Source organism: uncultured Bradyrhizobium sp. (assembly GCF_964252615.1).
Classification (GTDB): Bacteria; Pseudomonadota; Alphaproteobacteria; order Rhizobiales; family Xanthobacteraceae; genus Bradyrhizobium.
In genome coordinates this window covers 1-12,667 of sequence record NZ_CAXUNQ010000080.1, presented here as the reverse complement: position 1 = coordinate 12,667, position 12,667 = coordinate 1, and the positions used below count along the sequence as shown (strand labels likewise).

Annotated in this window: 9 protein-coding genes; 7 read left to right on the top strand and 2 right to left on the bottom strand. The window is 60.6% G+C overall.

Going from position 1 to position 12,667, the window contains the following annotated elements; translation table 11 throughout:
* Positions 1-75: 75 nt before the first annotated feature.
* From ACFE72_RS23380 to ACFE72_RS23350, 7 genes are all read left to right on the top strand, one after another.
* Entirely contained in the window at positions 76-993 is a 918-nt protein-coding gene (locus ACFE72_RS23380) for a chlorinating enzyme (RefSeq protein ID WP_375415509.1), read from the top strand.
* 70 nt (positions 994-1,063) lie between these two features.
* Positions 1,064-1,270: an MbtH family protein gene (locus tag ACFE72_RS23375; protein WP_375415508.1), complete on the top strand. Its 207-nt coding sequence runs from the start codon at positions 1,064-1,066 to the stop codon at positions 1,268-1,270.
* 94 nt (positions 1,271-1,364) lie between these two features.
* A complete protein-coding gene (locus ACFE72_RS23370) occupies positions 1,365-2,189 on the top strand; it encodes an aspartyl/asparaginyl beta-hydroxylase domain-containing protein (RefSeq protein WP_375415507.1) in 825 nt (274 codons plus the stop codon).
* A gap of 244 nt (positions 2,190-2,433) precedes the next feature.
* The gene (locus ACFE72_RS23365) at positions 2,434-3,870 is read left to right on the top strand and encodes a hydroxymethylglutaryl-CoA reductase, degradative (RefSeq protein ID WP_375415506.1); all 1,437 of its coding nucleotides are present in this window, start codon (positions 2,434-2,436) and stop codon (positions 3,868-3,870) included.
* Positions 3,871-3,901: 31 nt separating this feature from the next.
* Positions 3,902-5,188 carry an MFS transporter gene (locus tag ACFE72_RS23360; protein ID WP_375415505.1) on the top strand — a complete coding sequence of 429 codons (1,287 nt, stop codon included), beginning with the start codon at positions 3,902-3,904 and terminating at the stop codon, positions 5,186-5,188.
* Between the two features lie 44 nt (positions 5,189-5,232).
* Positions 5,233-6,057, top strand: coding sequence for an alpha/beta fold hydrolase (locus ACFE72_RS23355; protein ID WP_375415504.1), 825 nt, complete (start codon positions 5,233-5,235; stop codon positions 6,055-6,057).
* Positions 6,058-6,079: 22 nt separating this feature from the next.
* Positions 6,080-8,842, top strand: a complete 2,763-nt coding sequence (locus ACFE72_RS23350) for an amino acid adenylation domain-containing protein (RefSeq protein WP_375415503.1) — start codon at positions 6,080-6,082, stop codon at positions 8,840-8,842.
* 15 nt (positions 8,843-8,857) lie between these two features.
* Here ACFE72_RS23350 and ACFE72_RS23345 read toward each other — a convergent pair whose 3' ends face one another.
* Both ACFE72_RS23345 and ACFE72_RS23340 read right to left on the bottom strand, forming a co-directional pair.
* Complete coding sequence (locus tag ACFE72_RS23345; protein WP_375415502.1) at positions 8,858-9,862, bottom strand: hypothetical protein; 1,005 nt, start codon at positions 9,860-9,862, stop codon at positions 8,858-8,860.
* Between the two features lie 5 nt (positions 9,863-9,867).
* The gene (locus ACFE72_RS23340) at positions 9,868-12,558 is read right to left on the bottom strand and encodes an amino acid adenylation domain-containing protein (RefSeq protein WP_375415501.1); all 2,691 of its coding nucleotides are present in this window, start codon (positions 12,556-12,558) and stop codon (positions 9,868-9,870) included.
* Between the last annotated feature and the right edge of the window lie 109 nt (positions 12,559-12,667).

Genomic DNA, 12,667 nt, shown 5'->3' with positions numbered 1-12,667 from the left:
AAAACTGGCACGATACAACGACCCGAGCGTTGCAAGTGCCGTTCCGATCCCGGCCCCCAACAATGCGAGGCTCACATGACGATGACGATGACCAAGCAACGGGATGTCGCAGACGATCTTGAATTCTTCAACGAGAAAGGATTCATGGGCCCGCTGAAGCTCTGGGAGCCGGAGCAGATGACGGCCTGGTGGAAGACGCAGCGCGCCGCGTTACTTGACCCGGTCAAGGGATCCCGCGCGCCCTTTCCGGGCAACCCGATGAACTATGACCGTCACCTTGATATTTCCGGGCTGAGCAAGCTGATCAGCGAACCGGCGATCGTCCGCAGATTTCAGGCTATTCTTGGCACCGACATCCTGTGCTGGCGTACCGAATTCTTTCCGAAAAAGCCGGGCGATCCGGGAACCGGCTGGCATCAGGTCGAAACCTACGCCATCGGAGAAACGACCAAGGGCATGCTGGAGCCCAGCGCGAGGAGCGAAGGGATTCCGATGGAACTGACCGCGTGGGTCGCGTTCACCGAAGCGACGATGGAGAACGGATGCCTCAAATTCCTGCCCGGCAGTCATAAGACCTGGCATTATGACGAAACCGCCTACATGAAACACGTGACCTCGAAGTCCGATGCCAGCGGCGGCGATCACACCTTCTTCGGCTACGACTACAATGATATCAAGGTCAAGCCGGAATGGAATCCGGACGAGGAGGAAGTCGCCCATATGGTGATGCAGCCCGGTGAGTTCGTCATCTTCACGGCGCGGTGCGTCCATGGATCGAATCCGAATGTGAGCCGGAAGCAAAGAATGGGATTCTCCATCAGGGTGGTGCCGGCCCACGTCAAGGTCTATTCGGGAATGACGGAATTCAACGAGTTCGGCCATCACTTCGACCTCTCCCAGCATGGTTGCGTGCTGATCGCCGGCGAAGACCGATACCGGCACAATCGCATCAAAAAACAGAATGCATGGGGAGAGCCGTTCACGACGCGCTAGAAATCCGCGGAATGGCGCTGGGGCGCGCGACGGCGCGTCGGACAACTGATACCTGACAGCGAGGTACGAGATGGATGCGTTCGGAACAAACGATCATTGGAACTACAAGGTCGTGCGAAATCACGAGGAACAGTACGCCATCTGGCCCGTGCACATGGCGGATGCGCCAGGCTGGATCGACGAGGGAACGCGGGGGACCAAGGACCTGTGCCTTGGCCGTATCCGCGACATCTGGAAGGACATGCGGCCTTTAAGTCTCAGGCAGCAAATGAGATAGGACGGGGTCGCGCGAGCGACCGCGGTGCGGCGGGCGGACGCCGCGCAAGCAAGGCAAGCCGACCGCGAAGGATCGATCAAGGGAGCACGCCAACATGCGAACGCAACGGATCGGAAAGCTGGATATCGAGCAGGATCGCCTATCCAAGGAACTGGAGCGCTGCAATCACTTCGAATACAGCGCCGCCTACAACGATTTCCTGTGCGGTCAGTGGCGCAGCGCGATGTTGTGGAACCGCACCGGCGACCCCGACGAGTCGCACATCTCCACCTACGAAGGCGATGTCGTGAAGACGAAATACGCCGCGCAACTGCCCTACTTGACGAGCCTCGTCGAGCGCTCGTTCAATTTGAAGCACCTGCGGTTCGCGAGGATCGCAATACTCACCCCACGCAGCGTGATTATTCCCCACCGCGACCTGCTGGAGCTCGATGCTCCGATGCACCGCATGCACATTCCGCTGATCACCAATCCCGACTGTTACAGCTCGGAGGACAATGTGGTCTATCAGATGCGCTTCAGCGAGGCGTGGTTTCTCGATGCGGCGAGGATGCATAGCGCGGCATCGTTTTCCGATCTCGACAGGATGCATCTGATTCTCGATTTTGCAAACGTCGAAGACCCAAAGGCACTGCTTAATTTCAGCACCAACGGCGCGACCGGCATTCCGGCCGAGAATATCTACCGGCGGGCCGATTTGAGCGCCGAGGAGCGGGATACCATGCTGTCGCTGTCGCGGCTGATAAACATGGAGAACTACAAGGACATCTTTGCCATCCTGATCAAGAACTACTTCCGCAGGGAACTCGGCAGCGAAACGGTCTGGGATCTGATGAGCGCGATCTCGACAAACTGCCGTAATCAGGAGGTTCAACGGCACACCGAGCGACAGAAGGAATATTTTCTGCTACGGCGGTGATGCCGCTCGCATCCCGGCAGTTGCCGATGGGCCCATCCGAACGCCACGACGCACAACTATCGCTTGTACGTCCAAAGGTTGCATTACTTTAGCCGCTACCCCTATACTAGCGCGTCGTTGCGGCGCCGACGAAGTGGCGGCCACCTGCGGCGTAGCCGCTACGGCGAAGGGCCACGTCGGCGAAGGACAAGGAGTCGATCGGTACGTTTGAAGGATTGTTGGATCACCGGCTCCAGAGGTTCAGATGGCTTATCCGCAACACAACCGAGATGTTCAGCCCGCGCCGACCGCAAGGGAGACGGGAATCACCATTCCCGGCGCTGGGCCGGCCGATGCGGCCGCGAACCCTTTCGCCCGGCTTCACAAACTCGATCGCTCCGAGCGCGGTCGCGTACTCGCCGAACTTGTCGGGCTCGACGCAGCGGAACGCGGCTCGCTTGACGCCGGGCTTTCTGCCGATCAGGCCGATACCATGATAGAGAACGTGGTCGGCCGATACGCGCTGCCGCTCGCGGTTGCGGCTAATTTCCTGGTCAACGGCCGTGACGTGGCGATCCCCATGGTGCTCGAAGAACCGAGTGTGGTCGCGGGCATCAGCTACGCGGCCAAGCTGGCTCGCGCGGGTGGCGGCTTTTTAACCAGCAGCAGCGAATCCATCATGATCGGCCAAATCCAGGTCATGGATCTGGTCGACATCGACGACGCAGTGAAAAAAGTTCTTGCTGCGCAATCTCAATTGCTGGACGCGGCGAACCGCCACCATCCTACCATTCAAAAGCTCGGCGGCGGGGCCAAGGGGATCGAGTGCCGGCCTCTGCGGGAGACGCTGGCCGGTCCCATGCTCATCGTACATATTTTATACGACTGCTGCGACGCGATGGGCGCCAATGCGGTGAATACCGCGGCGGAAGCCGTAGGCCCGTTGATCGAAAGCATTACCGGCGGGCGGGTGAACCTGAAAATCCTGTCGAACTTGACGGATCGGCGGACCGCGCGCGCCGAATGCCTGGTGCCGGTTGATTTGCTGGCAAAAAACGGAATGCGCGGCGATGAGGTGGCGCGATCGATATTCGAAGCGTCGGCTTTCGCGGCGGCTGATCCCTACCGGGCTGCGACGCACAACAAGGGAATCATGAACGGCATCGACGCCGTCGCCATTGCGACCGGAAACGACTGGCGCGCGTTGGAGGCCGGAGCGCATGCATATGCCGCGCGCGACGGACGATACACCAGCCTGAGCCTATGGTCGCTGGTCAAGAGCGATCACCGCGATCTCAAATGCGGGCAAGGCCATGAACGGCCGCTGCCGGATACGTCTTCGCGCGACCGCGGCCCGATCGCCTGTCTGCACGGGGTTCTGGAAATGCCGATGAGCGTCGGCACCGTCGGCGGCGCCACCCGGGTGCATCCGACGGCACGAGCGGCGATGAAGATCCTCGGTCAGCCGCACGCGCGCCAGCTCGCAGAAATCCTGGCCGCGGTGGGTCTCGCCCAGAATTTCGCCGCCATCCGGGCGCTTGCTTGTGAAGGACTCCAGCGCGGCCACATGCGCATGCACGCACGCCAAGTCGCCATGGCGGCCGGAGCGACTGCCGCGCAGATCCTGCAGATCTCCGAAAGGATGGTCGACGAAGGCGTCATCAGGGTCGAACGCGCGCGTGAATTCATGTCCGAGCAATGAAGCAGTTGGTCCGCCCCGGGAACCGGTTTTCATGACAACAGCCGCCGTGACATCAACTGACAGTCGCGAAGATACGTTTGTTAAGGGTCTGCTGTTTGTCGTGGCGCTCCTCGGCTACTTCGTTCCCCTGATCCTGCCTATCCTTGCGCGCGACATCGCCCGCGATCTCCACATCGATATTTCGAATATCGGCTTTCTCGTCGGGGTCCAGGGGGTTTTGGTCGGATTGGCATCGCTGGTCATCGGACCGCTGTCCGACAGTTACGGCCGCAAGCGCGTCCTGTCGTTTTTCGTGATGGCGAATGCGCTCGGCGTGATCGCGTTTTCGCAAACGTGGGACCAATGGTCCCTGTATGCGCTCGGCGTAGTGAGCGCCGTCGGCTTCGGTCCCCTTATCTTCTGCTCGCTGGCCTATGCGGGAGACTATTTCGCCGAGAACAAGCAAGGCTCCGCGGTCGGCCTCATCACCGGCGCCTTGTGGGCGAGTGTTATTCTGGGCGTGCCGCTTGGCGTGATCCTGATCGAAATGCCGCTGTTCGGATGGCGAGCGGTGTTTGTCGGCCTCGGGCTTTTGTCGTTCGCCGCCGGCCTGGTCAGCATGGCGCGTTTGCGCAACATCCCGACCGGTGGCAAAACAATCCAGATCCGGCGGATTCTCGTCAAGTATACGTCGTTCCTGCGCGAACGCCGGCTGCTCGGATTTCTCGCGATTTTCCTCATTATGCGTGTCGGCGTCGGCATGTACCTTACCTACGGGCCGCCCTATTTGTTCATTTCCCGCGCCTTCCCGCCGACGGGTTTCGCAACCATCTACCCGGTTTGTGGAGTTGCGGCGCTGGCGAGCAGCATTCTGGCCAGCCGTCTCGCGGACCGTATCGGCCGAACCACCTTGGTTGTGGTTTCGAACCTGTCGATCATCGTCTCTATCTTCATGTTCGTGCATCTTCCGACCACGCCGTCCACCATCTATTGGGTAATGATGGCGGTCTGTTCGCTCTACATGGTGAGCGAGTCGTTGCGGATGGCAACATTGCAAGCCGAGGCGGTATCGACGGTCGGCAAGGAGTCGCGGGGCGCGTTTCTTGGCGCCGTCAGCTTCCTGCTCTATTGCGGTACGGCGGCCGGCGCATTTCTCGGCGGCGTGATCCTCGACGTATTCAAGCGAGACCAGCTCGGCTCGTCCGGCGATCCGCTCGCCAGCGGCTATACGTTCATCGTCTACGTCACCGCCGTCCTCTGGGCGGTCACCGTGGTTCTGGTGCTTTACTATACCAAGCAACGCCGGTCCATCGTCGCGACCGAAACAACGACTTTATGAATCCGGCACGGCGTCGACAGCCGGTGTCTTGCGCAAGGTAATTCATGGATCTCGGGAAATTCAATTATTCGCGGATCGGTTCCGGACCGCCCGTCTTGTTCGTGAATGGCGTATATCAGCGCCGGCAGGCCTGGGAGCCTATCGCCAATGCGCTCGCTTCCTCGTTCGAGGTGATCCTGTTCGATTTCCCTAATCAGAGCCTGGATCTGAATGGCGGTTCCGCCGATCCGTCGTTTGATCGCCCGGAGCAGTACGAAGGCTATGTGCTCGAACTGCTCGAGGCGCTATCGCTCGACCCTGGGGACGTGATGGCGTGCGGCCTGTCGTTCGGCTCGGGCTTATTGCGGAGCTTGCACCTGCGGCGCAACGTCGATTTCAAGAAACTCGTTCTGATGGGAGCCTACCCGCCCGAATTGACGGGATTCAACAAACTGTTCAACAAGGTTTTCAAGCAGACCCTGGAGACGCACGGACTCGATTGCTATGCCAGCATGATATGCTTCTGGTTCTTTTCGCACAAATGGCTCGGCGACAATCCGATGGCCCACGCCCTGATCGTCAGCCGTTACAGGACTATGTTCGCCGACGGCGAAAGCATCCACGCGCTGTTCCGCGCGACAGCCGCCGAACAGGAACGCGGCGTCCCGGGCGGGAAAATGCGGTGCGACACGGTATTCGTCAACGGGATCGAAGACGCGGTCTCGCCGCCGCAGCAGATGGAATCCTACGCCAAATCGGTCGGAGCCGGTTTCCGGTCGATCGCAGGCGGCCACGTGTTCACTGGGGAAAACCCGGCTCTGGCGGCGGCGCTACTGCGGGATATCTTCACGCAACGCGCCTCGATGCATCATTACGAAGCCACGAAATAGCAATCTGTCCGGGCACGCATCCATGGCTGGCAAGCACGAGACGCAAAATTACGAGACACGACCGAATGCCAACCATGGGCGGCATGGCCAGTTGGACGCGGGAGGACGCCGGGATAACGGCGGTGCCGGCGGTATCGACCTTGCTCCGCAACTCGCCTATTGGCGGCAAAAGCTTGGTGGCGAGCTGCCGGCCCTGGATGTTCCGAAAGATCGGCCGCGACGGGCGCAGTCGCCTGGCCTGCCGGATCATCGCATACCATTCCGCCTCGCGCCCGACCTGATCAGGCTAGCGGAAGAATTTGCCAAATCCGAATGTACCACGTTGTTTGTTGTCCTGCTCACGGCCTACAAAATTCTGCTGCTGCGGCTCACGGGACAGAGCGACGTGATTGTCGGAGCGGCTTTGCCGGTGGCAATTGATTCCACGGGATCCTTCCCCGAAGATGCTGGCGCTATTGCAGCGCTGCGAACGAACCTGGACGGCAATCCATGTTTTCGCGAGGCCGTGCGGCGCGTGCAGGCGACCGCGCTCGAGGCGCAGGCCAATCGCGGCGTGTCGCTGGACCGCGTTGTCAAGGAACTGGCTATCGCTGGCGATGCAGCCACACCTTCAATCTTCCAGGCGCAATTCGCGATCGATGTCGCACCCGAAGACGGCGGTTGCTCGGCCGCACAGACCGGAAACGCCCGCGTTTGCAATACCGATGTCGATCTCACCCTTGTGGCGATGACGAAAGAGAACTCCGTGGCGTCCGGATTTATGGCCTACGCGGCGGACGTGTTCGACCCGGCCACGGTCCGGCGCTACCTCGATATCTATCCCAGGCTGCTGTCCGCGATGCTGGAACAGCCGGACCGGCCGCTGAAGCGTCATGCTCTGGTTTCGGCGGCGGAGCAGGAGCGGATACTTTTCGATCTCAATCCGTATGCCCGGCCGGAGCACCCTTACCGCACGATGGCGGAGCCGTTCGAGCAGCAGGTCGCCCGGACGCCCGAGGCCGTCGCCCTGATCGGCGATGAAGGGCAAATGACATATGGCCAACTGAACAGGCGGGCAAACCGGCTCGCGCATTTCCTGCGAAATTCGGGCGCCGGCCGTTTCGGCTTCGTCGCCATATGCATGGAACGAAGCTTTTCGCTGATGGTGGCGCTTTACGCGATCGCCAAATCGGGCGCCGCCTACGTCCCGCTCGATTCCGAACTGCCCGATGCGCGAATCGCATTCATGCTCGAAGACACCGCACCCCGCCTCGTCCTGGTCGATCGCGCCTCGACGGCGAAAGTCTCGCCGGGACCGTGGCAGATTATCTGCATGGACGATGACGGGGACCGCTGGGCGGCGCTGCCGTCCGAGAACATTCCATGCGATGGCCCGACCAACCATGCGGTCCATCTGCTTTACACCTCGGGCTCGACCGGGCGTCCCAAGGCTGTCGCTTATCCCGTCAATGCCGCGATCGCCGAAATCTTCTGGCTGCAGCGGTTTTATCCGTTCGGAATTGGCGATGCCAACGCGTTCAAGACGTCGCACGGATTTGACGTGTCGATCTGGGAGATATTCTGGACCCTGTATTTCGGCGCCACGTTGGTGGTTTGCCGGCCCGGCGCCCATCGCGATCCGGTCTATCTGGCAGATGTCATCGAAAAATATGGCGTGACGTGGATATTTCTCGGCCCCTCGATGCTGCAGGTATTTCTCGACCAACTGCCGGAAGGACGCTGCCGTTCGCTGCGCTGGGTGATCTGCGGCGGCGAACCGATGACTCCGCGCTTGCGCGATACCTTCTATGCGCGGCTGGGCGCCAAGCTGATCAATGGATTTGGGCCGACCGAAGCCGGCACCGTGACCGACATGATCATTCCGCCCGATGAGGGTTCGCCGGTGGTGCCGCTCGGCCGGCCCGCGGCAAATTTCCGCCTCTATGTGCTCGATGAGGAGCTCAACGTCGCGCCGATCGGCGTCCCGGGGGAAGCGTATATCGCCGGCGAAATCGGGCTCGCGCAGTGTTACCACAGGCGGCCGGAGTTGACGGCGGAACGTTTCCTTCCCGACCCGTTCGGGCCGCCGGGCGGGCGCATGTATCGGACCGGAGACATATGCCGCTACCGGGACAACGGCGTGCTCGAGCATCTGGGCCGATCCGGCCGGCAGGTGAAATTGCGCGGATTGCGCGTCGAGCTTGCTGAAATCGAAGCGGTCCTGTGCGAGCATCCATCTGTGGCCACCTGCTTTGCCATGGCCACCAACGATGAAGCCGGCCAGCGCATCCTGGCCTTCGTAGTACCGCGCAACGACGCCGCACTTTCTCCGTCCGAGCTCACCGACCATGCCGGCCGTCTGCTGCCGCGCTTCATGGTGCCATCCGCCATCGTGGGCATGGCCCGGATTCCGACCAACGTCAACGGCAAGGTGGACCGCGAGGCGTTGCTTCAATGCTGGCGGGATGCCGATACGGTCAGGCCGGCGCTGGCGGGGGCCACGCCGCTCGAGCAGGAAATTGCTGAAGTGTGGACGAATCTGGTGGGCCGGCCGCCCGGTTCGGTCAATGAGGATTTCCTCGAATCCGGCGGCGACTCGTTGCTGATGTTGCGCCTTGTCAGCCAGCTTTCGGATCTGACTGGATTGGAGCTTGAAATAACCGAATTTATCGACACCCGGACGGTACGCGCGCTCGCCGAAGGACTGCAGAAAGCACGGCAGCGCGCGGGGAAACAGGACGACAGGGAGTATGATCCGGTACGGCGATTGGCGCAAAGCCGCACGGCCGCGAACCATCCGGCCTGACGTCGTGCCCGCCAGCTAGACCAGCACGGCGAGGGGCATCGCGATATCCTCGGGAAACGCGACATCGCGAAACGCGCCGGCGCGATCGAGAACACCTGCGCCAAATCGCGTGCTTACAACCATCAGACGTTTTGCATATTTATCGGACTGGTTCATCGCAGTTCCGGAAGCCGCCCATCCGATGATGCTGTCCTCGTAAATACGCCGGAGCGCAGGGAAGTCGTCGCTGCCAGTTTCGACGATGCCGCCGGTCGTATCGACGATCGCGAAGCGGGGCGGGCGGAAAGCAACATCCTGAAGCATTCGGCTCAGTACCGTTCGCGAGTAGAGGGGGAAATGGGCCTGTTGAGGGGTCGTCACGCGATTGAGGATGGTCATTCTGACGGATTTCATTGTCGTCAACTCGGCTCGTACCCGTTCTACACTTCGCGAACAACCGGCGATCAGGCAGCCGTTCGCTCCATGGCGGTCTTTCAGAAATACCCGGTCGCCAAGCTGGAGCGTTTCGATGATATCGGGCAGGAACTTCTCGGCCGGCTCAGCCGTCGGTCCTGTCACGAGCATTTCGGACAGGCCGAACTTGATGCCGGATTCCGCCAGAATGCGTCGGTTTTCGCTTTCGAGCGAAACTGCCGACCGGAGATAGTCTCTCGTGCTGACGATATCTGCAAAGATATACGCAGCCTGGGCGCCGCCTGCGGAAAACGACAGGCATCCAACCGCTTCGCCCGCTATTTTTTCAAGGAAATGGGCAAGGATGACATCGAGCCCAACGCGAACTACTTGTTTGGGAACGCTGTCGTTTGATCGCGAATGCAAGCCTGACGGTCTTACAAGATCGATGTCGAGGACATCCCGGTAAGCTGCGATCACGTCTCGAACTTGCGGCACATCCCATGTTGCGGTGAATATCCAGTCACAAAGCCCCGGCGGCAAATCAACGCATTGCCCGGTTTCGTCCGCTATCTGCGGAAAATAGTAACACGCCGTTTCCTGCAGAAAGTCCGATGGTTCTGGCATTGTCTTCAGACCATGTTTGCATGCACATCGATTGAAGCGTCAGCACGCTTGCCGGGCGCACCCGAACCGAACGGCGCCAGAGCCGCATCGACCGCGGCCGCAACCTTCGCGACGTGGGGATCCTTTAGCAGCGTGTGATGGCTTCCGGGCACCTGATGCCTGACAAGCGGAGCGGTCACGATGTCCTGCAGCGCAATCACCAGCTTGTCCTGTATGGCCTGCGAAGCTTCCGCCGGCTGAAACAGATGGATTTGCCCGTTGTATGAAGTCGCGCGGTAGGCCAGGGCGGCCTTGATGCTGGCCAGCGTTACCCGCAGGTTCTGCCGCAAATGGTAGGCGGTAACCCCATCGGGGATGGTGTTTGCGAATAACCTGTTCCCGAAACCCGTGAGCAGGTGCTGCTTCTGCGTCTCGAGGTCTTCTCCGGCTTCCGCTTTACGATCGATCTCGGCGAGGACTTCGGCCAACTGATCGTGCAGCGCGGTGTCGCCGATCGGGGTTCCGGAAGTCGGATCCAGCACGGGATTCGCATCCAGCATCCCCAGAAAATCGACCTTCTCACCGCTCGCCAGAATCTGCTGCGCCATCTCGAACGCGAGCACGCCGCCGAACGACCAGCCGGCGAAATGATAAGGTCCGGCGGGTTGTACCGAGCGAACCTGCGCGAGATGAGTCGCGGCCATTTCCTGAAGGGAAACGATATTTACCGCTTTCGGGTCGATCGGGTGCCAGTGCAAACCGAATATCATTCGCGGCGGTTTCAACAGCCGGGCGAGGTTCTTGTACGCAAACAGCTCGCCGCCAAGCGGATGCACCAGGAACAGCGGCCTTTGCATCGAGCCGGCTCTAAGCGTAACGACATCCGATACCCGTTCCGAACGAAGTCCCAGTTCGGTTTCCAGTTGAGCCTTCCTGAGCGCTTTTGCCATGCCGGCGATCGTGGCGTCGTCGAGCAACGTCGACAGATCGACGCCGCACCCCAGGACCTTGCTGATTTCTTCGGCGGCCCAGGTTGCGAGCAGGGAATCTCCGCCGATGTCGAAGAAATCGTCCTCCACCTCGAAGTCGCTGCGGCCGAGAACGAGTTCCCACACGCCTTTGACAATTTCAAGCAAGTCATCTTCAGCGGTGATTTTAACCGCCGAGGCCGGAAGTGGCAGGTTGGCCAGCAGCCGGCGATCGACTTTTCCGCTCGGCGTCAGCGGCAGCGCATCGAGAAACATGAACCGCGACGGGACCATGTGGTCGGGCAGCCGTCCTTTCAGGTGCTTCACCAGTTCGGCGACCGTAACCGGCGAGCCGTCGCCCACGACATAACCTACGAGACTTTCGCTCCCGGGCGCGATTTCGCGCAATCCGACCGCGGCCTGGCGCACATGGGCATGTGCCGCGAGCGTAACTTCGATTTCGCCGGGTTCGACTCGAAATCCCCGCACCTTGATCTGATCGTCGGCCCTGCCGACGAAATCCAGGGTGCCGTCGCTTCGGGCACAAACGAGGTCGCCGGTCTTGTACATTCGCATGCCCTTGATGCGGCTGAACGGATCGGGCAGAAATCGTTCCGCGGTGAGATCGGGGGCATTGAGATAGCATCGCGCCAGTCCGTTACCTGAAATGTAGAGTTCGCCGACTTCATTGGGCGCAACCGGTCGCCAGTTGTCGTCGATAACATGCAAGACGGTGTCCGATATCGCCGCACCGATCGACGGCAATGTCGGCCACGCCTCCACGGACTTGCCCAGCGTGAAACTGGTCGCGAGATGGGTTTCCGTGGGCCCGTAATGATTGTGCAGCCGGCAACCGCTCAGCCGCTCGAAGAATTTCCGGATCGCCGGCGTGACCTTCAGCCGTTCTCCGGCGGTGGTCACGTGCTTGAGCGAAGTCGGCCAGACGTCCATCCGGACCGCGGTTTCGGCCATCTGCTGTAACGCCACAAACGGCAGGAACAGTCGCTCGATCGAGTGTTCGCGAATGACCAGCAGCAGCCGGTGGGGATCGCGCCGGACCGGTTCGGTCACCAGAACAAGCGTGCCGCCGGTGCACAGCGTCGACAATACTTCCTGAAACGATACATCGAAACTGACCGGCGTGAACTGCATGGTCTTCAGACCGGGAGGCGATCCATCCGAGATCTGCCATCGGATCAGCCGTGCAAGCGATCTGTGGCTGATGGCCACCGCCTTCGGAACGCCGGTAGAACCCGATGTGTAAATCACATAGGCCAGATGATCGGGAAGTATCCGCGCGCGCGGCGCCGATTCATTCGATCGTTCCGACCCATGGCAGGAAAGAAGCTGGGTGATTACGCGGCTTTTCGGCAACATGTCGACGGTCAGGACTTCCGTGCTGATCAGGATCGATGCGCCGGAATGGTCGAGCATGAAGGCAATCCGGTCTTTCGGATAAGACATGTCGAGAGGCACGTACGCGCCTCCCGCCTTCATGATGGCCAGCATGGAAATGATCAGGTCGATCGAACGGTCGAGGCAGACGGCGACGCGTTGGTCAGGCACGACGCCAAGCCCGCGAAGCTGTTGCGCCAGCCGGTCCGATTCCCCGTCGAGCTCCCGATAACTCAACCTCGAACCGTTCTCCGCCATCAGCGCCGTGTTTTCAGGATGAAGCCTGGCTTGATCGCGAAACATGTCGTGGATCAATCCGCCGCGGTCGATCTTCAATGTCGATTGTATGTTCATTGTCGGCTCCAGGCTCAATGGACAGGCTGTCAAATGACGAGCTGGAGGCTGTCGGCACCGACAATTTCGAACGTCAATGCTTCAGCCGGCGTGAGTTATGCCTTCAGAA